Genomic DNA, 22029 nt, shown 5'->3' on the forward strand with positions numbered 1-22029 from the left:
CATCGCGTTGCGTGCCCAGTGGCTCGCTATAACCATATGCCGGGGCTCGCCGCAACTGCCAAGCTTCCCCTCGTCGCGGATGAGACGCTTTCACGGTGGATCGGCGGAAAGGGGTTGCGTCCCCGTAAAGGCGTCGCTATACGCGGCCACCGATCCCGGATAGCTCAGCGGTAGAGCAATCGACTGTTAATCGATTGGTCGCAGGTTCGAATCCTGCTCCGGGAGCCAGTTTTTTGAAGGTCCGAGCAGCGATGCTCGGACCTTTTTCTATTGGCAGGTTCGCGACTGGCTGAGCCGTGGCGTGCAGGACAGGCGCGACCGGTGTGGTTCGGGCGCACCGCGTTGCATGAACGGCCTCCGATCGACACTTCGCGGCGCAGGCCTCGGTCAGCCGACTCAACTGGGCGACGCCGGCCTCATCAGTCAGGATCGGCAGCCGAATTGTTTACCGGCTTCACCCCATGATCGAGCCATGAACGACACTCGTCGCTACGTCCCTGGGCTTCTTCTAGGTGTCGCCACCCTGCTGGGCGCCTGCGCCTCGCGTCCGGTTGGCGACGTCGGCCGTACCCCGCAGCCCACGCAGCGAGCGGGTATCGATTCGTCGCGGTTGGAACTGGCGCCTATCGACTACACCCGGTTTTGCCTGCGCCATGCCGGCGAATGCGAGCTTGGTGTACCCGACGCCCTGATCGCCCTGACACCGGATGTCGAAGCCGAGATCGAGCGGATCAACCAGGGCGTCAATGCGCGCATCAGGCCGAGCAAGCAGATCGGCGACTGGCGGATCGATCCCGCGTCGGGCAATTGTAACGATTACGTCGTCACCAAACGCCATGAGCTGATGGCATCGGGGCTGCCTGCCTCGGCGCTCCTGATAGCGGTGGTGAAGACGCCTGCGGGCGAAGGGCATCTCGTTCTCCTGGTCCGGACGAATCGCGGTGATTTGGTGCTCGACAACCTGACCGCTGACATCCGGCGCCGCGCGGACACCCGCTATGCCTGGCTGAAACGGCAATCGGCCCGCGATGCCACCTATTGGGAACGGATGTAGGCGCCGCCTCCATCGGCCGACGACCGTGCAATCTCGCTGCCGCATGAACGGGAGCGAACTTTCTGCTTCACACGCGGTTGTCCTGCCACGGCGCATTGTCTCGCGGACCGTCAATCAAGGAGAGCGATATGCGCAGACTGATTCTTGCAGCAACACTGGCACTAGGGCTCGGAGCGATCCCAGGTGCGGCATCGGCCGCGCCGGCCTTCGCCGGACAGACGGCAGCGGCAGCAACAACCGACACGCTGCTCGTCCAGTACCGTGGCAATGGTGGCGTCCGTATCTATGAGAGCCGGCCACGCTACCGGCATCGCGGCCCCGGCTACCGCCGCTCCTATGGTCCGCCGCCGCATGCCCGCGCCTATGGCCGGCGCTACAACGACCGCCAGTGGGACCGCCGCTGGTGAGGTGACGATCGGCCGCCGGTTCGCCCGGCGGCCGAATTCCGGCCAGGGCGAAATCCGATCCGCCATTTTTGGCGTAAGGTCCGCGTGACGCTGACAGCCGGTCGGCGCAATCGCGAGCGGAGCGCAGCACCTCGATCATGACCGCCCGATCGCTCCACTGGTTCCGCGACGACCTTCGTCTTGCCGACAATCCCGCTCTGGCTGCCGCCGTCGCCCATGGCGCGGTGCTGTGCCTCTACGTTTTCGATGAGGGCAGCTCCCGCCGCCAGCTCGGGGGGGCCAGCCGCTGGTGGCTTGCGCGCTCGCTCAAGTCGCTGGCGGCCTCTATCCAGGCAAGGGGCGGTGAACTTGTCATCATGCGCGGCGATCCCGCCGACATTCTGCCGCGCGTGGCCGAAGCAGCCGACATCGCGCTGGTGACGTGGAGCCGACGCTACGACGCGGGCTCGATCGCACTCGACAGCGCGATCAAAACAAAGCTCGTCGCAGCCGCGACAAAGGTCGAAAGCTTCAATGCCTCGCTTCTGAACGAGCCCTGGCAGGTCACCACAAAGACCGGCGACCCGATGAAGGTGTTCACGCCCTATTGGCGCGCGGCCCGCGAACGGGGCGACCCGCCCGCCCCCCTGCCCGCACCGGTACGGATCGAGGCCCTGAAGCTGCCGGCTGCCGTCCAGGCCATGACGATGTCTCTCGGCGACCTGGCGCTGGAGCCTTCTGAGCCCGACTGGGCCGGCGGGCTGCGCGATGCCTGGACGCCCGGTGAGGACGGCGCGGCTGCCCGTCTGCACGACTTCCTGACAGGGCAGCTCGACGGCTATGGCGAAGGCCGCAACCGACCCGACTATGTCTCCACCTCGCGGCTCTCGCCCTCCCTGCGCTTCGGCGAGATCGGCCCGCGCCAGATCTGGCATGCGACACGCAGCGCCATCGAAAGCGGTAAGGCTCAGGCCGGCGCAGGCGATGCAGAGAAATTCCTCTCGGAAATCGGCTGGCGCGAATTCTCCTATCACCTGCTGTTCTACAACCCTGATCTGGCGACGAAGAACTACAACCGCCGCTTCGACGTCTTCCCCTGGCGGCAGGATGATGTCGCGCTGTCGGCCTGGCAGCGCGGGCGCACCGGCTATCCAATCGTCGATGCGGGCCTGCGCGAGCTCTGGACGATGGGCTGGATGCACAATCGCGTGCGGATGATCGTTGCGTCCTTTCTCATCAAGCATCTGCTGATCGACTGGCGACAGGGCGAAGCCTGGTTCTGGGACACGCTCGTCGATGCCGATCCCGCCAACAACACCGCCAGCTGGCAATGGGTCGCGGGCTCGGGCGCGGATGCGGCCCCCTATTACCGGATCTTCAATCCGGTGACCCAGGGGCTGAAGTTCGATCCCAAGGGCGGTTACGTCCGGCGCTGGATTCCCGAGATCGCCGGCCTCGACGACAGCGTCATCCACGAACCCTGGAAGGCTGATGCCTCGTCCCTGCGCCGGGCGGGCGTTGTTTTGGGAGACACCTATCCCCGACCGATCGTCGATCTCGATGTCGGCCGCAAGCGTGCGCTGGAGGCCTTGGCCTCGACCCGGGGGGACTGAGCCCGACGCATGCGATTCAGAGCGATCGTGCCCCGCTCCAACGGGCGCCCCGAGACACCAACCAGAAATAAACCGGATAAGGCAGGAGGTTGAGGGCTTTCATCGCCCAGGACAGGCGGCGAGGAAAGCTGATCTCGAATCCGGACTTCTCCAATCCATCGACGATTCGCAGAGCGGCCTGTTCCGGTGTGATAGCGAATGGCATCGGTACGTCCTTGGCATCGGTCAGCGGCGTCGTGACCCAGCCGGGATTCACGAGCTGGAGCCTGATGCCGCGCTGATCGGCGGTGAACTTCAGGCTTTCGCAGAGATGGATCGCGGCCGCTTTCGAAACCCCGTAGGCGGATGCGCCCGGCAGCCCGCCATAGCCCGCGACCGAGGCATTCAGCGCGATCTGGCCGCGTCCGCGCAGGGCCATCGGGTCCATCACCGCCGAAAGCGCGCGCGCCGCTCCGACGAGATTGACGGCGATGATCCGCTCAAAAGCCTCCATGTCGAGCAGACCGCGCGAGGCTGGCGCGATGCCGGCGTTCAGAAAGGCCAGCGCGATCGGTCCCTGGACGCTTTCGATTCCGTCGACCACCTCCTTCATCGCGGCACTGTCGGTGACGTCCCCGGCATGGGCGACAATCCGCCCTGGCAGGCCCTCGGCCCGACGCGCGACGTTCTCGAGCAGGTCGAGCCGGCGCGCGGTGATCGCCACCGTCCAGCCGCGCCGTGCCAGTTCGAGCGCCACGGCTTCACCGATTCCGGAACTCGCCCCAGTAATCCACGCGACTCCGTCGCTGGGCTGCATGCGCGGCAGTGACATGGGACCTCACAGGCTGAACCGAGCGGGGCTGGACCGACGGCTGAGGCCATCTCTACGATCTGCGTCCCGCCGACGGAAGGGCCAGGGCGGCCCCCTCGTAGGATCACCGCTGAAGGCGCGGTGGCGCTTCCCGGCGGATCCGTGCAATCTGCGTTTCCCTCCCTACCGCGCCTGGCGCCGCCGCGTCGGCGCGACGACAACGAGCCCGCAGCCATGCCGACCGAACTTCTTTTCCGAGAAGACGCTTATCTCTTCGAGACATCCGCCACCGTGCTTGCCGTCAACGAGCGCGGCGGCATCGTGCTCGACCGCACGGTGTTCTATGCGACCGGCGGCGGCCAGCCCGGCGATGCCGGGATCATCACGCGCCCTGATGGCTCAACGATCGCGATCGGCACCGCGATCTACGACCCCGGGGACAAAAGCCGGGTCCTGCATGTCCCGCTCGAGGGCCAGCCCGTGCCTGCGCTCGGCGAGCGCGTGACGGCGGTTCTCGACGGCGAGCGGCGGATGCAGCGCATGCGGATTCACACCGCGCTGCATCTGCTCAGCGTCGTCCTGTCCTATCCGGTGACGGGCGGGGCGATCGGCGATGGCGACGGCCGACTCGATTTCGACATTCCCGAGGGCGGGCTCGACAAGGCCGAGATCGCAGACAAGCTCAACGCCCTGATTGCCCGCAATGCCGCTGTCGGCGAAAGCTGGATTACCGATGCGGAACTCGACGCCAATCCGGGCCTGGTCAAGACGATGTCGGTGAAGCCGCCGCGCGGCTCGGGCCGGGTCCGGCTGGTGGCGATCGGCGATATCGACCTGCAGCCCTGCGGCGGAACCCATGTCCGCAACACCGCCGAGATCGGCCTTGTCGCGGTCACGGATATCGAGAAAAAGGGCAAGCAGAACCGCCGCGTGCGGATCGCGCTCGCCTGATGAGCCTCCCGGTACGGGCTATGAAAAAAGACCACGAGGAAACACCCGACATGGCACGCGACACTGTTTTCGTTTCGACCGACTGGCTCGCCGAGCGCCTGAACGCACCCGACATCGTGGTCGTCGACGGCTCCTGGTACCTGCCGGTGCATGGCCGCGACCCGCATGCCGAATATGCCGACCGGCGCATTCCCGGCGCGCTGCGCTTCGACATCGACACAGTCAAGGACACCACCTCGGACCTGCCGCACATGCTGCCGCGGCCGGAGGCTTTCGCCGCCGCCGTCGGCGCCATGGGCATCGGCGACGGCATGCGCATCGTCATCTATGACGGGCTCGGGCTGTTCGCCGCCCCGCGCGTGCGCTGGACGTTTCGGACCTTCGGCGCGACCGATGTTGTCATCCTCGACGGCGGCTTCCCGAAATGGCAGGCGGAAAACCGCCCGATCGAGCATGGGCCGCCGCGCAGCCGCGCGGCCCGCAGCTTCACCGCTAGGCTCGACCATTCTGCCGTCGCCGATGCCGACGATGTCGCGCGGGCGCTGGCGCAAGGCACGGCGCAGGTGGTCGATGCCCGGCCCGGCGATCGTTTTCGCGGCGAGGCGCCCGAGCCGCGCGCCGGTGTCCGGTCCGGCCATATGCCGGGTTCGCTCAACCTGCCCTTCTCCGCAATCGTGCAGGACGGGCAGCTGAAATCGCCGGATGCGATCATGGCCGCCTTCACCGAGGCCGGTATCGACCCCGACAAGCCGCTGATCACAAGCTGCGGTTCGGGCGTTTCGGCGGCGATCCTCTCGACGGCGCTGGAAACCATCGGCAAACCGGCACGCGCGATCTATGACGGCTCCTGGGCGCAATGGGGCGCCAGCGACCGGCCGCTCGCGACGGGCCCCGCCCGTAAGGGCTGAATCCGGCGCGAGCCCAGGCCCCTGGCGCGGCGACGTCCGCCTTCCGCTCCTTGACCTCAAGACAGATCTGTCGTCCGCCCTGTCGCGCAAACCGCGCATGGTCCCGTGCCGGCTGCGCTGCAGCGGCCCGCTCGACGGGTCGCCGACACCGAAAGCCGCGATTTTACCGATGACGCCGACCGACCTTCCAACCAAGGCGACGCGCCGCGACTGGATCGGCCTTGCCGTACTCGCTTTGCCTTGCCTGTTCTACTCGATGGATCTCACGGTCCTGAATCTGGCCGTGCCGCAGCTAACGGCCGATCTCAAGCCCAGCGCGGCGCAGTTGCTGTGGATCGTCGATATCTACGGCTTCATGGTCGCCGGCTCGCTCATCACCATGGGCACGCTCGGCGACCGGATCGGCCGGCGCAAGCTCCTGCTGATCGGCGCGGCAGCCTTCGGCTGCGCCTCGATCCTGGCGGCGATGTCGACCAGCGCCGAGATGCTGATCGCCACGCGCGCCTTGCTCGGCATCGCGGGGGCGACGCTGGCGCCCTCGACCCTGTCGTTGATCCACAACATCTTCCGCGATTCCCGCGAGCGTACCTTTGCTATCGGCGTCTGGATCTCGAGCTTCTCGGCCGGCGGCGCGATCGGGCCGCTGGTCGGCGGCCTGCTGCTCGAGCATTACTGGTGGGGTTCGGTCTTCCTGATCGGCGTGCCGGTGATGGTTCTGCTCCTGATCCTCGGACCGATCCTGCTGCCGGAGTTCAAGGACCCGCAGGCCGGGCGCATCGACCTGTTCAGCGCCGCCCTGTCGCTGGCGGCGGTGCTGGCGACGATCTACGGCATCAAGCACATGGCCGAGCATGGCCTGACCTGGCGCGCGCTCGCGCCGATCGCGATCGGTCTTGGTCTTGGCACCGTCTTCCTGCGCCGGCAGCGCCATCTGGCCGACCCGCTGATCGATCTGCGCCTGCTGCGCAATCCGGTCCTCAGCGCCGCGCTCGCGATCAATGTGCTGGGGTTTCTGTTCCTGTTCGGCAGCTTCCTGTTCATCGGACAGTATCTGCAGCTGGTGCGCGGATTTTCGCCGCTGGAGGCAGGCCTGTGGAGCCTGCCCTCGGCGCTCGCCTTCATCCTGGGCGCGCCGATCGTGCCGGTGCTGGCGCATCGCTTCCGGCCGGCGCTGATCATGGGCACCGGGCTGACGATGGCGGCCTGCGGCTTTGCGCTGTTGTCCCAGATCGAGATCGGCGGCAGCCTCGCGCAGGTCGTCGTCGCCTCGGTGATCTTCTCGCTGGGCTTCACGCCCGTCGTCGCCCTGACGACGGAGCTGATCGTCGGCAGCGCGCCGCCCGAGCGCGCCGGCTCTGCGGCGGCGCTCTCGGAGACCAGTCTGGAATTCGGCGGAGCGGTCGGGATCGCCATCCTCGGCAGCATCATCACCGCCGTCTATCGCAGCGAGATCGTCGCCGGCATGCCGTCGGCCTTGCCTGGCGAGGCCGCGCGCGTCGCGGCGGCCACGCTCGGCGGCGCCGTCGCGGAAGCCGCGCAGTTGCCGGTCGATCTGGCCGCTAGCCTGCTTGCGGTGGCGCGGGCGGCTTTCGTCTCAGGGATGCAGCTTTCGGCCCTGGTCGCGACGCTCGGGCTGTTCACCACCGCGCTGGTCGCGCTGGTGCTGCTGCGTACCGTCCCGCCGGCGGCCTCGCGCCAGGCGGTGACAAAGCCGGTTTCGCCCGGCGCGGCGCTGTCCTAACCTGCGCGGACAGGAGCGCACGCATGTCCGACCATGATAACGATCACACGCACGACCATTCCCACGATCACAGCCATGCCCCCGAGGGCGAACCGCGCTGGAAGCATGACGGCGTGCGGGTCGTCACCGGCGACAAGCTCGATTCCAACACCGCCCAGACGCCCGGCATGTTCCGGCAGGCGGCGATCGACCATGCCCGCGTCGGGGCCCAGAAGATCTGGGCCGGCACGGTTTCGATCCAGCCCAATGCCAGGACCGGCGTGCACCACCATGGCGAGCTCGAGAGCGTGATCTATGTCGTGCGCGGCAAGGCCCGCATGCGCTGGGGCGAGCGGCTCGAATTCGTCGCCGAGGCCGGCCCGGGCGACTTCATCTATGTGCCGCCCTTCGTGCCGCATCAGGAGATCAATGCCGACCCCGACAACCCGCTCGAATGCGTCCTGGTCCGCTCCGACAACGAGGCGGTGGTCGTCAACATCACCGATGTCGACCCGGTCGAGGCGCCGGAATCGGTCTATTGGGTCGATCCGATCCACAAGCAGCCGCCGGGCTGAGCCGGCCGGCCAGAGCGGGCCGGTCAGGGGAGATCGGCTCGGCCTTCGCTCTCGCCGGCCATGATGTGGATGCCTTCCGGCATCAGGGCAACTGTGACGGCCGAGCCGGGTCCGAGCCCCGTCCGGCGGGCGTAATGAGCGGGCAAGGTCATCGACAGCAAGGGTGCATCGCGTCCGTCGAGACTGACGGTGACCGCCAGGCTCTCGCTGAGATGGACGAGGTCGCGGATCGTCCCCGAGAAGCGATTGGGCAAACGGTCGGCCTGGTCGAGATCGGTGCGGCTCAACAGGACCTGCGTGCCGGCGATGGCCCAGGCGATCTCCGACCCGACCGGATGAGATTCAGTGCGCGGCGTCTCAAGCCTGCGGCCGTTCCAGTCGAGCCAGCTGCGCGGACCGTCATGGGCGACGATGCGGGCCGAAAAGATGTTCTTGAGGTCGACCAGCCGCGCCGCCTGCACCGATGCGGGTCTGGCCAGCACGTCGCGCGGCGTGCCGATCTGGAGGATCGATCCACGGTCGAGCAGGCACATCCGGCTGGCTACGCGCGCCGCCTCGTCGAAATCATGGGTGACGAAGAGGATCGGGATCGGAAAAGCGCGGCTCAGCTCGCGCAGTTCACCGTAAAGCCGCTGGCGCGTCACCCGGTCGACGGCGGAGAAGGGCTCGTCGAGCAGGAGCACATCGGGGTCGCGAGCCAGGGCGCGGGCGACGGCGACCCGCTGTTGCTGCCCCCCTGAGAGTTCGGCCGGTTTGCGGTTGTGGAGGTCGGTCAGGTTGACACGTTCGAGCAGCTCTCCGGCGCGGCGGCCGCGTTCCGGGCCGGGCAGATGGCCAAGCGCGGCGGCCACATTCGCCAGCGCGGTCATATGGGGAAACAGCGCGTAGTTCTGGAAGACCAGGCCGACACGGCGCCGATGGGGCGGCAGATCGATCCGGCGCGCGGTATCCAGCCAGGTCGCTCCGCCAACCGTCACCTGGCCGGCGGCCGGACGATAAAGCCCGGCGATGCTGCGCAGGATCGTCGATTTGCCGCTGCCGGAGGGGCCCACCAGCGCCAGAACCTCTCCGGCCGCGCAGGACAGCGACAGATCCAGCGGGATCGGCCATCTCTGCTTCAGCGCGATCATCAGAGTGTCATCAGCCATGCCGGCGGCCGACATGGCTCGAGAGGCGATAGATCAGCCCAAGCGTCACCAGCGACATCGCCAGCAGCGCAGCCGCCATGATGCCCGCGCTTTGGGTGTCGAACGCCTGGACGCGGTCGTAAATCGCGATCGAGATGGTCTTGGTTTCTCCCGAGATCGACCCGCCGACCATCAGCACGACGCCGAATTCGCCCAGGGTGTGAGCGAAGGTCAGGACGAGCCCCATCAGGATACCCTGCCAGGCCAGCGGAATGTCGATCCGCAGCAGCACCTGCAAGGGCGACAGTCCCGAGACCGCCGCAGCCTCGCGAATCTCGGGCGCGATCGCCTCGAAAGCCCGCTGCATCGGCTGAATCGCGAAAGGCAGGTTCACGATCACGGAAGCCACCACCAGGCCTTCGAACGAGAAGACGAGGTTGTGGCCGAAGGCGGCTTTCCAGAATTGGCCAATCGGCGTCGCGCCGCCGACGCCGACGAGCAGGTAATATCCCACGACCGTCGGGGGCAGCACCAGCGGCAACGCCAAGGCCGCTTCCACCCAGCCCTTGCCGGCGAAGGCGGTATAAGCGAGCCAGCGTCCCGCCACGAGGCCGACCGGCAGCAGCAGGGCAACCGTGACGAGACCCAGCTTGATCGACAGAGACAGCGCAACCCAATCCAACGCGGTCGCCCCTATTCGCCGGGCAGCAGAAAACCGTAGCGCTTCAGGACAGAGCGCGCCGGTGGTGACTGCACATAGTCGTAAAACGCTCTCGCATCGGCGTCGGCATTCTTCATCCTCACCATCCGCTGCCGCAAGGGCTTGTGCAGATCCGCCGGGATCAGCGCATAGGACCCCAGCTTTTCGATCTGCGGCGCCAAAGCGAGCGAGAGGGCGAAGATGCCGCCTTGCGTTGAACCCGAGGTCGCGAATTGCGCCGCCTGGCTGACATTCTCGCCCAGGACCAGCCTCGACCGAAGGCCATCCCAGAGGCCGACGGCGCGGAGTGTTTCCTCGGCCGCACGTCCGTAAGGCGCATGGTCTGGATTGGCGATCGCGAACTGGTTGACACGGCCGTCGCTCACCGCAGCTTTGAGATCGGAAAGCTCCGCATCGGGCGTCCATCTGGCTCCAGCGGGGGCAAACAGCACGATGCGCCCGATCGCGTAGAGCTCGCCGCGGTCCAGGGTCAGACCCTTCTCCGCCAGTTCGAAAACGAAGCTTTCGTCAGCGGACATGAAGATCTGGAACGGTGCCCCCTGGATGATCTGGGTCTTGAAATTGCCGGACGAACCATAGGTCGGCACGACGCCGCGCCCGGTGTCCTTCGCGAACGCCGCGATCACCTCATCGAGGGCGAACTTCAAATCCGACGCGGCGGCAATCCGTGGGGCATTGGCCTGCGCGGTTGCGGGCGCGTTGGCCCCGCAGGCCATCAGCGCCGCGCAGACGGCGATGCGCAGGAGCACGTGAAATGCGCGCATATGTCCTGACGGCACGGCCCCCTCCCAATCGCTATATCCCGTAGACTATAACGAAATGGCCTGCGACGACCACAACAATCCTCAGCTCTGGAACGGCTGTGGGCGAACCCGATATCGGTGACCATGCGAGGTCTTGGGTATTCGCGCCGCGATGCTCTACCATCCCGACATGCCCGAGGATTCAGCCACGCCCCAAACGCAACCGACGCGCCCTGCCCTGAAGCTCGGTCTGCGGCTGGATTTCACACCGGGCGGGCGGCTTGGCCCAGGCAAGGCTGACCTACTCGAGGCGATCGGCCGAACCGGCTCGATTTCCGCCGCGGGGCGGGCCATGACAATGTCCTATCGCCGCGCCTGGCTGCTGGTCGATGATCTCAACCGCATGTTCAGGCAGCCCCTGGTCGAGGCCCAGCCCGGTGGCGCGAAGGGCGGCGGTGCGAGGCTGACGGCGCTCGGCCTGGAGGTGGTGGCGCATTACCGCGCCATCGAGCAGGCGATCCTGGAGGCCGGGGCGGCGCCGATCGAGGCGCTGCGTGGCCTGATCGAGATGGCGCCGCGCTCCACCTCGGCGCAGGCGGCCGATGCTTCCGGCACGGTCAAAGACGAGGGTGACCCATGAACATCGGCGAAGCGGCGAAGCGCTCCGGCGTCAGCGCCAAGATGATCCGCTATTACGAGAGCATCGGCCTGATCGCGGCCCCGCAGCGGACGCAGGCGCAATACCGTGTCTATGCGGATGACGATCTCCACACGCTGCGCTTCATCCGACGCGCTCGAAATCTCGGCTTTTCGCTCGAGGAAAGCCGCGCGCTGCTGGCGCTCTGGCGCGACAAGAGCCGCGCCAGCGCCGATGTAAAGCAACTCGCCATGAGCCATGTCCGCGATCTCGAGGCGAAAGCAGCCGAATTGCAGGGCATGGCCGACACGCTGCGCCATCTCGCGCAGCACTGCCATGGCGACGGCCGGCCCGACTGCCCAATCCTGAGCGACCTCGCCGCAGCGCCGCGCGAGGCCTGCTGCTGAGCAAGCATCGACGCCAGCGCATGAAACGACTGAAAAAACGGCCCGGCCATGCGTCTGACGGCTGGACGGAAGCCGGCGCGATTGTTCATATGCCGGCCTGACCAAGGCAGGACCCTCATGGACAACCGAAACGATCTCTGGCGCCACGTCGATGCGAACAAGGAGCGCCTGATCGCGCTGAGCGAACGGGTCTGGGGCATGCCCGAGGTCTGCTACACCGAGATTCGCTCCTGCGCGGAGCATGAGGCCGAACTCGCCCATCAGGGCTTCCGCGTCACCAAGGGCATCGCCGACATCCCGACCTCAGTGATCGGCGAAGCCGGCGAAGGTGGACCCGTCATCGCCTTCATGGGCGAATACGACGCCCTGCCCGGCCTGTCGCAGGAGGCCGGAATCGCCAGCCACTCTCCGGTCGAGACCGGTGGCCACGGCCATGGCTGCGGCCACAACCTGCTGGGCTCGGCCGCGCTGCTGGCGGCGGTCGCGATGAAGAACTGGCTCGCCGAGAACAAGCTGCCCGGCCGCGTGCGCTATTATGGCTGCCCGGCGGAGGAAGGCGGCGCGGCGAAGGCCTTCATGGTCCGGGCCGGCGCGTTCGACGACGCCGATGTCGCGATCTCCTGGCATCCGTCGAGCTGGTGGGAAGTGGCCCCTCCGCTGGCGCTCGCCAACACCCGCGCCGACTTCGTTTTCACCGGCCGCACCGCCCATGCCGCAGCCGCACCCCATCTCGGCCGCAGCGCGCTCGACGCCGTCGAATTGATGAATGTCGGCGTCAACTACATGCGCGAGCACATGCCCAGCGACGCCCGCGTGCATTACGCCGTGCTCGACACCGGCGGCATTGCGCCCAATGTCGTCCAGGCCCACGCGCGCGTCCGGTACTCCATTCGGGCCCGCGATCTCCGGGGCATGCTCGAACTCGTCCAGCGCGTGAAGAAGATCGCCGAAGGCGCCGCGCTGATGACAGAAACCAAAATGGAGATGCGCATCGTCAGCGCCGTCTCCGACCTGCTCGGCAACACCCCGCTCGAACAGGCGATGCATGGCGTCATGGAAGAACTCGGCCCGCCGCATTTCGACGACGCCGACCGCGCCTTCGCTGAAAACATCCGCAAGACGCTGCAGCCGCAGGAGATCGCCTCGATCTGGCGCACGATCGGCATGGAGGATTCAGGCGCGCCGCTGGCCGATTTCCTTGTGCCAATGGACGCCAAGCGGAATCCTGCGATCGGCTCGACCGATATCGGCGATGTCAGCTGGGCCGTTCCGACCGTGCAGGCCCATGCGCCGACGGTCGCGATCGGCACGCCCTTCCACACCTGGCAGGTCGTCGCCCAGGGCAAGAGCCCGGCTGCCCACAAGGCGATGGTCCATGTCGCCAAGGCGATGGCGGCAACCGGCGCCGCCGTCCTGCTCGATCCCGCGCTGATGGCCGCCGCCAAGGCCGACCACAAGAAGCGCCTCGGCACGGAGGGCTACACCTCGCCCTTGCCGCCCGAGGTCAAGCCGCCGCTGACCATGTCTCTGGGCGGGTGACGAAACCACCCTCGCCAAGGAGGCTCCGTCATCCTGGACCAGCCGCGTAGCGGCGCAGGCCGGGATCCATCGTAAGGCACCGCCGTTGCCCTACGATGGATCCCGGACGGCCTTCGGCCGCCCAGGATGACGGGGAGGTTGTGGCGAAGGGCCGTTTACCGCAGCCCGTCCTCGCCCTTGATCTGGTCCTTGGTCAGCCCGCCGATGCGCGGCAAGGGCCGGCCGGAATCGGTGACCGCGATCGCGACCAGGATTTCGCCGGCGCGCGGCGCGTCCGTCACCCGGACCTCGACCGCGTCGAAATGCGAGCGGACATAAGCCGCATCCTTGTGGCCGAGCGGCACGTCGATCGGCGTGCCAAGCCCGCCGCGCTTCTTGGCGGAAGGGATCAGCGCCGGGCCCTTGCCGAGCGCGGCGCGCACCGGCGTGCCCATCTTCGGATGCAGGATCGCGGCGGCGTGCTCAAGCTCGCCGCCCTCGCCGACGATCGCCGCCTTGCCGAAGCTCTCGGCCTGGCCGGGCTCGATGCCCAGCGCCGCCAGGCAGCGCTTGGTCAGGAGATCGCCGAGCTCGACGCCGATCTCGGTCAGCTCCGACAGATCCTCCTGATAGCGCCCAACGAACGGGTTGGCGATCACGGCGACAGAGACGGCGCGGCGCGTCGGCGGCGCGATGGATTTGCCGGATTCGATCAAGGTTTCGTCGACCTGGGTGAGAATCTTGCGGATGTTGGCGGTCACTGTGAGGCTCCGGCGTCAGTCAGACGAGCGCTGGGAACCCCTCTCCTGTAAGGAGAGGGGCAGGGGTGAGGTGAAGGCCGCAGAACCAGTTGAGCGCCAATTTGAACGGTGCAGCGGTAAGGTCACGGCCATGGCAGAAACGGCCTTCCCCTCACCCAGCCCTCTCCCTCTGGAAGAGGGTTCCTTGCGCTTGGTCCTAAGAGGGTAATCGCGGTCATCACCGCTGCCCGTCCCAGACGCTGATCTGGTCGGCGCGCAGGCCGCCGACGCGCTCATGGATGCGGGCGCCCGTGGTCATGACGAGGATCAGCACCATCTCGTCGGCCTGAGGCGAGCCCGGCACGCCGACCTCCACCGCGCCAAAATGGCTGCGCACATAACAGGCGTTGATATGGGTGACGGGAATGTCGATGCGGGCACCCGGCCCCGCGACCTTCTTGGTCGAGGGCACGATCGCCTTGGCGTTGCCGAGTATCTCGCGCATCGCGTAGCCGCCCGGCACATGCCAGAGAGCGCCATGCTCCAGTTCTCCGGCCGAGCCGATGATCGCGCCCTTGCCATAGCCTTCGATCGTGTTGGGGTCGCCGCCGAGCGCGTTCAGGCAGCGCGTCGCCATCTCCAGCCCCGCGGGTTTGAGCGCCTCCATCATCGGCAGGATGTCGGGCTCGTAGCCACCGGCATAGGGGTTGGTCAGCACGGCGCAGACGCTAGCAATGCGTTCGATCCGGCCGGGCAAGGGGCCGAACTCGTGGAAGATTTCCTCGACGGAGGTCTGGATGCGGCGGATCTCAATGAGGTCGGTCATGCCCTTCCCCTCAAACGACCGCAGGCGCGGTGTGGGAGGGCGGCGTCGAGCGCGAACGCCCCGTCCGCACCAGCCCGTCGATCACGACCATGCCGATGCCGGGGATGTCGCCGAGCGAGACCGCCTCCAGCAGGTTCTTGCCCGAGGAATGCTGCGGCTTGTCGAGGAAGACGAAATCGGCCGGATAGCCTTCAGCGATCAAGCCCGCATCGAGCGAGCGCTTGCGGGCGACATTGCCGGTGGCGAGGCAGAAGGCCTGCTCGGCCGGCAGGTTGCCCAGGCTCGCCAGCAGCGTGATCATCCGCAGGATTCCGTTGGGCTGCACGCCGGAGCCGGCGGGGGCATCCGTGCCGATCAGCACATCGGCCAGACGACCAGCTTCAAGCGCGGCCTCCAGCGCCACCAGCGCCGACTTCTCATTGCCGTTATGGACGACCTCGAGCGCGCCCTTCGCCTTCTCGCAGAGGATGCGGATGTCGGCCTGGGCGATCGAGGTCGGCCCGCCATTGATATGGCTGACGACGTCGGGCTGGGCTTCCAGCACATCGTCCTTGTTGACGAAATGCGAGCCGGCGATCGACGGGCCGCCGGTATGCATGATCGATTCGAGCCCGATCTCGCGGCACCAGTCGGCGACCCGCTTCGCATCGGGACCCTTTGCGACGGTGCCGAGCCCGATCTCTCCGATATGCCGGATGCCGAGCGCCTTCAGCTCCTCGAAGACCTCGCGCCCGAAATCGAGCTCTGCGACGGGCGCACCGGCGATCACCTTGGCGCCGGCGGGCCGGAAGTTCTGGAAGCACCGCTGTGCGGTCACCGCCAGCGCCTTGACGCCGATGGCGTCCTTGGGCCGGCCCGGCAGATGCACCTCGCCGGCCGAAACCAGCGTGGTGACGCCGCCATTCACCCCCATCTCGATCCAGCCGAGTTGGTTCTGGCGCGGCGTCCAGTCGCCGAAGACCGGATGACAATGGGAATCGATCAGGCCCGGCGATACCGGAGAACCGTTCGCATCGATGGTCTGGTCGGCTTCGGAGAGATCGAGGTCGGCGGCCTTGCCGATTGCCGTGATACGACCATCGACGGCGATGATCGTATCGGCATCGAGGATCGGCTGCGCCAGATCGCCAGAAAGCAGCAGCCCGATATTGCGGACCACCAGCTTGCCCTTGGCGCCTCCCACAGCGACGTCGTGAGCCATCTGGTTCTCCGTATCGGGACAGCCGCCGATCCCCGCGATGGGACAAACGGCGATTGGATGTGTAATAACAATCATGGACAGCGTCGCGGCGGCTGGCAAGAGGCAGTACGAGGCGCCCATTCGCTCTTGAGACGCTGTCGAGGAGATGGGGCAAACGATGTCGAGCAGCGAGACCGGCGCCGCCGAAGTCCTGAGCGAGCCGTCCACCGAGGCCGCGACACGCTTGCGCAAGGTCGCCGCTGTGCCTGCGGCCGCAGCGACCGGCTATGTCCTCGACGAACAGGTCGGCTTCCTGATGCGCCGCGCTCAGCAGCGCCATATCGCGATCTTCCAGCGCATCATGGGTGATGACGGCCCGACCCCGACGCAGTTCGCCGCGATGGCCAAACTCAGCGGCGGTGAGGATATCTCGCAGAACCAGCTCGGCCGCATGACCGCGATGGACCCGGCCACGATCAAGGGCGTCATCGCCCGGCTGGAAGAGCGCGGCCTGGTCGAGCGCCGGCCCGATCCCGACGACCACCGCCGTGTCCGCGTGCGCCTGACGCCCAAGGGGTTAGATGCGATGCCGGCCCTGGTCGAGAAGGCCCGCGCCATCACGGCGGCGACGCTTTCGCCCCTGTCGCGTGAAGAGGCGGAACGTCTGCTCAGCCTGCTGGCGCGTCTCGATTGAGCCATTGCTGCCTGCAGAGCAAATCCTGCCTGCAAAATCCGCTTGCGCCACCTTGTTTGTATACTAACAATAATCAGGAAGGTTTCTGAGCCGTCACACCGGATGGGAGTTGGCCATGGCGCGCTATCTTCGACCCCAGACTCTGGATCAGGCGCTGGCCCTGCGCGCTGAAGCCGCCGCCGGATCACAGATGCTGCTCGCCGGTGGCACCGACGTCTACCCAGTGCGCACGCATAAGCTCGCCTGGTTCGAGCCCGACGACCGCGACATCCTCGATCTCGGCGCGGTCTCCGAGTTGGGCGGCATCACTCGCGGCCCCGACGGCACCCGCATCGGCGCCACCGCGACCTGGAGCGCGGTGATCGATGCCACGCTCCCGCCCGCTTTCGACGCCCTGAAACAGGCCAGCCGGCAGGTCGGCGGCGTCCAGATCCAGAATCGCGGCACGATCGGCGGCAATCTCTGCAACGCCTCGCCTGCGGCCGATGGCGTGCCGCCGCTGCTGGCGCTCGACGCGGAAGTGGAACTGGCGAGCCTGCGCGGCCGCCGCCGCCTGCCGCTCTCCGCCTTCGTTCTGGGCAACCGCCGCACCGCGCTGGCGCCAGACGAAATCCTGGTCGCGATCCATGTCCCGAACCAGCCCCAGGGCGCCCGCTCGACCTTCCTCAAGCTCGGCGCCCGGGCCTATCTGGTGATCTCGATCGCCTCTGTTGCGGTAAACATCGCAACCGATGCGGCCGGCGCGATCACGTCCGTGCGAATCGCGGTCGGCGCCTGCTCGGCGGCGCCGCAACGGCTCCCGGCGCTGGAGGCGCGGCTTGTCGGCATGGCCGCGACGCCCGCGCTCGCCGACGCCGTGACGGCGGACGACCTCGCCGGCCTCGCGCCGATCGACGATGTCCGCGCCAGCGCCGTCTATCGCCGCGATGCCGCGCTCGTGCTGGTGCGCCGGGCGCTCGCTGGGCTGCTCTCGTCGCCGCTGGAGGTCGCCGCATGAACGTCCATGACCGCTCCGCCCTCGCCCCATCCCCCACCAGCGACGCCGTCGGCTTCAACCTGAATGGCCGCGATGTCGTGTTGCATGATGCGCCCGAGACCCGCCTGAGCGAGGCGCTGCGAGCCGGGCTTGGTGCAACCGGCACCAAGATCGGCTGCGATGCCGGCGATTGCGGCGCCTGCACGGTGCTGGTCGACGGCGCCCAGGCCTGCGCCTGCCTCGTGCCGGTCGGCCAGATGGCGGGCTGCGAGATCCTGACGGTCGAGGGTCTTGGGGATCACGCGCTCGGAGCGGCCCTGCAGAAGGCCTTCCACGCCCATGGTGCGGCCCAATGCGGCATCTGTACGCCGGGCATGTTGATGGCGGGCTATGATCTTCTCCGTCGCAATCCTCAGCCAAGCGAGCGCGAGACCCTCGATGCGCTTGGCGGCGTGCTCTGCCGCTGCACCGGCTATCTCAAGATCGTCGAGGCCGTGCGCGACGCGCATCGCTTTCTCGGCAGCGAGAGGAGCGCCGTCGATGCAGACGGCCCAGCGATCGGCACGCGCCTTGCCCGTCTCGACGGGCTGCCCAAGGTCGGCGGCACCGATGTTTACGGCGCCGATACCGCCCCCGACGACGCGCTCTGGCTGCGTGCGATCCGCAGCCCGCATCCGCGCGCGCGCTTCACGCTCGGCGATCTCGACGCCTTCGTGGCGGCGAGGCCCGAGCTGGTGCGCGTCTTCACGGCCAAGGACGTGCCCGGCGAGAACTCCTTCGGCATCTATCCCCATCTCAAGGACCAGCCGGTCTTCTCCACCGGTGAGACACGCTATCGCGGCGAATGCGTGCTGGCGGTCGTCGGTGAAAAGGAGGCCGTCGAGGCCGTGCGCGTCGACGAATTCCCGATCACCTGGGAACCCCTGCCCGCAATGATCGGCAGTGCAGCGGCACTGGCCGAGACCGCTTTCAGCCTCCATGATTTCGTGCCCGACAATGTGCTGACGCGCGGCCGCGTCGAGCGCGGCGATGTCGAGGCGGGCTTCGCCGACGCCGCCCATGTCGCCAGCGGCGCCTTCGAGACCGGCTTCGTCGAACATGCCTATATCGAACCCGAAGCCGGCTATGCAAAACGAGTCAGCGAGACGATTCAAATCTTCGCCTGCACCCAGGCGCCCTATATGGACCGCGACGAGGTCGCCCGCGTCATCGGTCTACCCCTGGAGAGCGTGCGGATCATTCCCTCCGCTTGCGGCGGCGGCTTCGGCGGCAAGCTCGACGTCTCACTGCAGCCCATGCTGGCGGTCGCCGCCTGGGTTCTCGACCGGCCGGTGCGCTGCGTCTTCTCCCGCATCGAATCGATGATCTCCTCGACCAAACGCCATCCCTCCTCGATCGAGGCCCGGGCCGCCTGCGATACGGAAGGGAAGCTCGTCGCTTATGCGATGGAGGGCGATTTCGACACCGGCGCCTATTCCTCCTGGGGGCCGACAGTGGCGGGCCGTGTGCCCGTGCATGCGACGGGGCCCTACAAGGTGCCAAATGTTCGCAATCTCTCCCGCGCCATCTACACCAACGGCCCGCCCTCCGGCGCCTTTCGCGGCTTCGGTGTGCCGCAGGCGGCGCTCGCGCAGGAGAGCCTGTTCGACGATCTCGCGGCGGCGGCGGGGATCGACCGTCTGGAGTTCCGGCTGATCAACGCGATCCGCGCCGGCGACACGACGCCCTGTGGCCAGACGCTCGAAGCCAGCGCCGGGCTGGCCGAATGCCTGGAGGCGCTGAAGCCGCACTGGCAGCGACTGCTGGCCGATGCGGCCGCCTTCAATGCGAGCGAGAGCCGCACGCGCCGCGGCGTCGGCATCGGCTGCATGTGGTACGGCATCGGCAATACTGGCATGTCCAACCCCTCGACCATGCGGGTGACGCTGTCACAGGATGGCCGGCTCACCTTCTGGAACGGCGCCGTCGATATCGGCCAGGGCTCGACCACGGTCCTGACCCAGATCGCGGCGGATGCGCTGGGCCTGGCCGTCGAGCATTTTGACCTCGTGCTCGGCGACACGGCCCTGACCTTCGATGCCGGCAAGACCTCGGCCTCGCGCCAGACATTCGTTTCGGGCCGCGCCTCGGAGGCTGCGGCCGCCGCGCTCCGGACCGAGATCCTTCGGCTCACCAATGCCGGGCCCTCTGCGCGGCTCTCGCTCGACGGCGCGACGGTCTCGGTCGAAGAGAACGGCGTCGTCGCGCGCATCGATCTCGCCGCCCTCCCCTCCAAACCCGACGGCACGGTGCTGGAAGGCATCGGCTCCTTCGATCCGCCGACCGTCCCGCTCGACGAGATGGGTCAGGGCGTACCCTACGCCACCTATGGCTTCGCCGCGCAGATCGCCTCGCTCGACGTCGATCTCGATCTCGGCACGATCAAGCTGAACCGCATCGTCGCCGCCCATGACGTCGGCCGCGCCATCAACCCGATGCTGGTCGAAGGCCAGATCCATGGCGGCATCGCCCAGGGCATCGGGCTGGCGCTGATGGAGGAGTATCTGCCCGGCCGCACCGAGAACCTGCACGACTATCTGATCCCGACCGCTGGCGACGTCCCGCCCATCGACATCATCCTGATCGAGGATCCCGAGCCGCTCGGCCCCTCCGGCGCCAAGGGCATCGGTGAGCCGGCTTTGGTTCCAACCGCGCCGGCGATTCTCGGCGCGATCAGGCACGCCACGGGTGTCACGCCGCGCCAAGTGCCCGTGTTGCCGCATCGGCTCTGGGAGCTGCTGCGGGAGAAGGAGGGCCGCTCATGAACGAGCTCATCCCCACTCCGACGCAGGACAGCGCCCTCGCCGAGCGATCACGCAAATTCGGCGTGTCCGAGGGGCAGGACGGCATCGTGCGTTGCGATGCCTGCCCGGTCCTGTGCCGGATCAGGCCCGGCCGCGCGGGCGCCTGCTCGCGCTATGCCAACGAAAACGGCCTGCTGATCCGCACCGACCCGGTCGTGCTGCTGGCGGAGGCCGTGACCGACGGCCAGCCTGTTGTTCCCTTCGCCGAGAACGCGCAGGATTGGGACGGCAGTGTCCTCCCGGCCAACAGGGTCTTCGTCACCGGCATCGGCTCGGGCACGACCTATCCCGACTACAAGCCCGCGCCCTTCATCGTCTCGTCGCAGCATGAGGGAGTCGATACGGTGACCGTGGTGACCGAGGGCATCTTCTCCTATTGCGGCGTGAAGGTGAAGATCGACACCGACCGGCATCTCGGCCCGGAGACCGCGGCGATCCGGGTCAATGGCGAGCAGGTCGGCCATGTCACCACGGCGGAATACGGCTCTCAGATGCTCTCGATCGGCGGCGTACGCCATCTCACCGGCGGTTCCAAGAAGGAGGGCAACACCACCTGCGAGACCATGCTGAAGCTCGGCAATGGCGAGGCGGTCGAACTCACCATCGATGGCGGCCATGGCGTCGTTGTGCAGGCTGGCCAGGCGCCGATCGTCGATGGCAAGCCCGAGACGCGCATGCGCGTCGGCTGTGGCTCGGCCACCGTCGGCATCTTCGCCAAGCAGTGGCAGGGCCATGTCGACGAGGTCATCGTCGTCGATGACCACATCACCGGTGTGCTGACCGAGCATCAGGCCGGCCGCGTGCTAGACATGCGCCCCGCCGGGATTCGCGTCCGCGGCCGCAAATCGACGCCCGGGCGCTATTTCCAGGTCGCCCAGCCCGGCCTCGGCTGGGGCGGCACCGACATCACCGAACCTCTCCAGATCATCCAGAAGATCGATCCAGGCGTCGCCTGGCCCGGCATGCGCCTGTTGATGACCTCGACCACCGGCGAGGATTCGCTCTACTGCGTGCTGGACGAGAACTTGGTTCCGGTCGAGGCGGAGATGCCGGCGGCAGTCCGGCAGGTGGTCGAGCGCATCGGCGAGAATTGCGAACCCTCGCTCTGCACCGTGACCTTCATGGCCGGCGCTGGCGGCTCGCTTCGCGCCGGCGTAACCGAAAACCCGGTGCTGCTGACGCGCTCGGTGCAGTCGGGGACGACGCGGGTCACCATGGGCGGCGCGCCGGTCTATGTCTGGCCGGGTGGCGGCATCACCGTGATGGTCGATGTGCTGCGCATGCCGAAAAACGCCTTCGGCTCCGTGCCGACGCCGGCGATCGTCGCGCCGATCGAGTTCACGCTGTCGCGGGACCTCTACCTGGCCTCCGGCGGCCATGCCGGCGAGATCGTCCCGGTCGAGGAGGTCCTGCGCGCCCATGGCGGGCAGGCTCGCATCGAAAGCGGGGCGCTGGAGAATCCCTGGCCGCTGCGGCGGGAGCTCTGATGGCCATAAGGCCAGTTCCACCGTCATTCCGGGCAAGCGAAGCGCAGACCCGGAATCCCTCGTAAGGCACGAAAGTGCTCGATGATCGATTCCGGATCGGCGCCGCTGCGCGGCTTGTCCAGAATGACGGCGT

At 67.4% G+C, this 22029-nt stretch carries 21 protein-coding genes and 1 tRNA gene; 15 read left to right on the top strand and 7 right to left on the bottom strand.

The window, feature by feature from the left end:
- Window positions 1-153 precede the first annotated feature (153 nt).
- The 4 genes from IP69_RS04370 (at window position 154) to IP69_RS04385 (ending at window position 3053) form a co-directional block, all read left to right on the top strand.
- A tRNA-Asn gene (locus IP69_RS04370) sits at window positions 154-228 on the top strand.
- Between the two features lie 118 nt (window positions 229-346).
- Complete coding sequence (locus IP69_RS04375) at window positions 347-1054, top strand: transglutaminase-like cysteine peptidase (protein WP_082358960.1); 708 nt, start codon at window positions 347-349, stop codon at window positions 1052-1054.
- A 128-nt stretch (window positions 1055-1182) separates the two neighbouring features.
- On the top strand, window positions 1183-1461 hold the full coding sequence (locus IP69_RS04380) for a hypothetical protein (RefSeq protein ID WP_054141607.1): 279 nt from the start codon (window positions 1183-1185) through the stop codon (window positions 1459-1461).
- Between the two features lie 137 nt (window positions 1462-1598).
- Entirely contained in the window at window positions 1599-3053 is a 1455-nt protein-coding gene (locus IP69_RS04385; RefSeq protein ID WP_054141608.1) for a deoxyribodipyrimidine photo-lyase, read from the top strand.
- A gap of 16 nt (window positions 3054-3069) precedes the next feature.
- Here the strand turns inward: IP69_RS04385 and IP69_RS04390 are convergent, their stop codons facing one another.
- Window positions 3070-3864: an SDR family NAD(P)-dependent oxidoreductase gene (locus tag IP69_RS04390; RefSeq protein WP_054141609.1), complete on the bottom strand. Its 795-nt coding sequence runs from the start codon at window positions 3862-3864 to the stop codon at window positions 3070-3072.
- A 213-nt stretch (window positions 3865-4077) separates the two neighbouring features.
- On the opposite strand from IP69_RS04390, the gene IP69_RS04395 reads away from it, so the two are divergent.
- The 4 genes from IP69_RS04395 to IP69_RS04410 all read left to right on the top strand — a co-directional run bounded on the left by IP69_RS04395 (window position 4078) and on the right by IP69_RS04410 (window position 7997).
- Window positions 4078-4794 (top strand): alanyl-tRNA editing protein, encoded by a 717-nt coding sequence (locus IP69_RS04395; RefSeq protein ID WP_054141646.1) that lies wholly within the window; start codon window positions 4078-4080, stop codon window positions 4792-4794.
- A 50-nt stretch (window positions 4795-4844) separates the two neighbouring features.
- Window positions 4845-5702, top strand: a complete 858-nt coding sequence (gene sseA, locus IP69_RS04400; protein ID WP_054141610.1) for a 3-mercaptopyruvate sulfurtransferase — start codon at window positions 4845-4847, stop codon at window positions 5700-5702.
- A 169-nt stretch (window positions 5703-5871) separates the two neighbouring features.
- Window positions 5872-7443 carry an MFS transporter gene (locus IP69_RS04405; RefSeq protein ID WP_054141611.1) on the top strand — a complete coding sequence of 524 codons (1572 nt, stop codon included), beginning with the start codon at window positions 5872-5874 and terminating at the stop codon, window positions 7441-7443.
- Between the two features lie 23 nt (window positions 7444-7466).
- A complete protein-coding gene (locus IP69_RS04410; protein WP_054141612.1) occupies window positions 7467-7997 on the top strand; it encodes a cupin domain-containing protein in 531 nt (176 codons plus the stop codon).
- Between the two features lie 23 nt (window positions 7998-8020).
- Here IP69_RS04410 and IP69_RS04415 read toward each other — a convergent pair whose 3' ends face one another.
- The 3 genes from IP69_RS04415 to modA are packed head-to-tail and all read right to left on the bottom strand — an operon-like array spanning window position 8021 to window position 10609.
- A complete protein-coding gene (locus tag IP69_RS04415) occupies window positions 8021-9145 on the bottom strand; it encodes an ABC transporter ATP-binding protein (RefSeq protein WP_054141647.1) in 1125 nt (374 codons plus the stop codon).
- Window positions 9138-9806 carry a molybdate ABC transporter permease subunit gene (gene modB, locus IP69_RS04420; RefSeq protein ID WP_054141613.1) on the bottom strand — a complete coding sequence of 223 codons (669 nt, stop codon included), beginning with the start codon at window positions 9804-9806 and terminating at the stop codon, window positions 9138-9140. The genes IP69_RS04415 and modB overlap by 8 nt, the downstream gene beginning before the upstream one ends.
- A gap of 11 nt (window positions 9807-9817) precedes the next feature.
- Entirely contained in the window at window positions 9818-10609 is a 792-nt protein-coding gene (modA, locus tag IP69_RS04425; protein WP_054141614.1) for a molybdate ABC transporter substrate-binding protein, read from the bottom strand.
- A gap of 169 nt (window positions 10610-10778) precedes the next feature.
- Here modA and IP69_RS04430 point away from each other — a divergent pair, with 169 nt between their 5' ends.
- The 3 genes from IP69_RS04430 to IP69_RS04440 all read left to right on the top strand — a co-directional run bounded on the left by IP69_RS04430 (window position 10779) and on the right by IP69_RS04440 (window position 13171).
- On the top strand, window positions 10779-11228 hold the full coding sequence (locus IP69_RS04430) for a winged helix-turn-helix domain-containing protein (RefSeq protein ID WP_054141648.1): 450 nt from the start codon (window positions 10779-10781) through the stop codon (window positions 11226-11228).
- Window positions 11225-11632 (top strand): Cu(I)-responsive transcriptional regulator, encoded by a 408-nt coding sequence (gene cueR, locus IP69_RS04435; RefSeq protein ID WP_054141615.1) that lies wholly within the window; start codon window positions 11225-11227, stop codon window positions 11630-11632. The genes IP69_RS04430 and cueR overlap by 4 nt, the downstream gene beginning before the upstream one ends.
- A gap of 117 nt (window positions 11633-11749) precedes the next feature.
- The gene (locus tag IP69_RS04440; protein ID WP_054141616.1) at window positions 11750-13171 is read left to right on the top strand and encodes a M20 family metallopeptidase; all 1422 of its coding nucleotides are present in this window, start codon (window positions 11750-11752) and stop codon (window positions 13169-13171) included.
- Between the two features lie 155 nt (window positions 13172-13326).
- Here the strand turns inward: IP69_RS04440 and IP69_RS04445 are convergent, their stop codons facing one another.
- The 3 genes from IP69_RS04445 to IP69_RS04455 all read right to left on the bottom strand — a co-directional run bounded on the left by IP69_RS04445 (window position 13327) and on the right by IP69_RS04455 (window position 15917).
- A complete protein-coding gene (locus IP69_RS04445) occupies window positions 13327-13911 on the bottom strand; it encodes an amino acid synthesis family protein (protein ID WP_054141617.1) in 585 nt (194 codons plus the stop codon).
- A 217-nt stretch (window positions 13912-14128) separates the two neighbouring features.
- Window positions 14129-14716 carry an amino acid synthesis family protein gene (locus tag IP69_RS04450; protein WP_054141618.1) on the bottom strand — a complete coding sequence of 196 codons (588 nt, stop codon included), beginning with the start codon at window positions 14714-14716 and terminating at the stop codon, window positions 14129-14131.
- Between the two features lie 10 nt (window positions 14717-14726).
- On the bottom strand, window positions 14727-15917 hold the full coding sequence (locus tag IP69_RS04455) for an amidohydrolase family protein (RefSeq protein ID WP_054141619.1): 1191 nt from the start codon (window positions 15915-15917) through the stop codon (window positions 14727-14729).
- Between the two features lie 157 nt (window positions 15918-16074).
- Here IP69_RS04455 and IP69_RS04460 point away from each other — a divergent pair, with 157 nt between their 5' ends.
- The 4 genes from IP69_RS04460 (at window position 16075) to IP69_RS04475 (ending at window position 21896) form a co-directional block, all read left to right on the top strand.
- A complete protein-coding gene (locus tag IP69_RS04460) occupies window positions 16075-16590 on the top strand; it encodes a MarR family transcriptional regulator (protein WP_156323282.1) in 516 nt (171 codons plus the stop codon).
- Window positions 16591-16705: 115 nt separating this feature from the next.
- A complete protein-coding gene (locus IP69_RS04465; protein ID WP_054141620.1) occupies window positions 16706-17587 on the top strand; it encodes an FAD binding domain-containing protein in 882 nt (293 codons plus the stop codon).
- Window positions 17584-20370: a molybdopterin cofactor-binding domain-containing protein gene (locus IP69_RS04470; protein ID WP_082358962.1), complete on the top strand. Its 2787-nt coding sequence runs from the start codon at window positions 17584-17586 to the stop codon at window positions 20368-20370. Before IP69_RS04465 ends, IP69_RS04470 begins: the two co-directional genes overlap by 4 nt.
- Complete coding sequence (locus IP69_RS04475; protein ID WP_054141621.1) at window positions 20367-21896, top strand: 6-hydroxynicotinate reductase; 1530 nt, start codon at window positions 20367-20369, stop codon at window positions 21894-21896. The genes IP69_RS04470 and IP69_RS04475 overlap by 4 nt, the downstream gene beginning before the upstream one ends.
- The last annotated feature ends 133 nt before the right edge of the window (window positions 21897-22029 follow it).

The sequence above is a fragment of the Allobosea sp. AAP35 genome, assembly GCF_001295925.1.
Lineage (GTDB): Bacteria > Pseudomonadota > Alphaproteobacteria > Rhizobiales > Beijerinckiaceae > Allobosea.

Excerpts from the sequence above, each read along its gene's own strand:
- IP69_RS04465 (WP_054141620.1), top strand. The coding sequence starts at position 16,706 with ATGGCGCGCTATCTTCGACCCCAGACTCTGGATCAGGCGCTGGCCCTG.
- sseA (WP_054141610.1), top strand. The coding sequence starts at position 4,845 with ATGGCACGCGACACTGTTTTCGTTTCGACCGACTGGCTCGCCGAGCGC.
- IP69_RS04415 (WP_054141647.1), bottom strand. The coding sequence starts at position 9,145 with ATGGCTGATGACACTCTGATGATCGCGCTGAAGCAGAGATGGCCGATC.
- IP69_RS04475 (WP_054141621.1), top strand. The coding sequence starts at position 20,367 with ATGAACGAGCTCATCCCCACTCCGACGCAGGACAGCGCCCTCGCCGAG.
- IP69_RS04450 (WP_054141618.1), bottom strand. The coding sequence starts at position 14,716 with ATGACCGACCTCATTGAGATCCGCCGCATCCAGACCTCCGTCGAGGAA.
- IP69_RS04405 (WP_054141611.1), top strand. The coding sequence starts at position 5,872 with ATGACGCCGACCGACCTTCCAACCAAGGCGACGCGCCGCGACTGGATC.
- IP69_RS04455 (WP_054141619.1), bottom strand. The coding sequence starts at position 15,917 with ATGGCTCACGACGTCGCTGTGGGAGGCGCCAAGGGCAAGCTGGTGGTC.
- IP69_RS04390 (WP_054141609.1), bottom strand. The coding sequence starts at position 3,864 with ATGTCACTGCCGCGCATGCAGCCCAGCGACGGAGTCGCGTGGATTACT.
- IP69_RS04440 (WP_054141616.1), top strand. The coding sequence starts at position 11,750 with ATGGACAACCGAAACGATCTCTGGCGCCACGTCGATGCGAACAAGGAG.
- IP69_RS04380 (WP_054141607.1), top strand. The coding sequence starts at position 1,183 with ATGCGCAGACTGATTCTTGCAGCAACACTGGCACTAGGGCTCGGAGCG.
- IP69_RS04395 (WP_054141646.1), top strand. The coding sequence starts at position 4,078 with ATGCCGACCGAACTTCTTTTCCGAGAAGACGCTTATCTCTTCGAGACA.
- IP69_RS04410 (WP_054141612.1), top strand. The coding sequence starts at position 7,467 with ATGTCCGACCATGATAACGATCACACGCACGACCATTCCCACGATCAC.
- modA (WP_054141614.1), bottom strand. The coding sequence starts at position 10,609 with ATGCGCGCATTTCACGTGCTCCTGCGCATCGCCGTCTGCGCGGCGCTG.
- IP69_RS04470 (WP_082358962.1), top strand. The coding sequence starts at position 17,584 with ATGAACGTCCATGACCGCTCCGCCCTCGCCCCATCCCCCACCAGCGAC.
- cueR (WP_054141615.1), top strand. The coding sequence starts at position 11,225 with ATGAACATCGGCGAAGCGGCGAAGCGCTCCGGCGTCAGCGCCAAGATG.
- IP69_RS04375 (WP_082358960.1), top strand. The coding sequence starts at position 347 with ATGAACGGCCTCCGATCGACACTTCGCGGCGCAGGCCTCGGTCAGCCG.
- IP69_RS04385 (WP_054141608.1), top strand. The coding sequence starts at position 1,599 with ATGACCGCCCGATCGCTCCACTGGTTCCGCGACGACCTTCGTCTTGCC.
- IP69_RS04460 (WP_156323282.1), top strand. The coding sequence starts at position 16,075 with ATGTCGAGCAGCGAGACCGGCGCCGCCGAAGTCCTGAGCGAGCCGTCC.
- IP69_RS04430 (WP_054141648.1), top strand. The coding sequence starts at position 10,779 with ATGCCCGAGGATTCAGCCACGCCCCAAACGCAACCGACGCGCCCTGCC.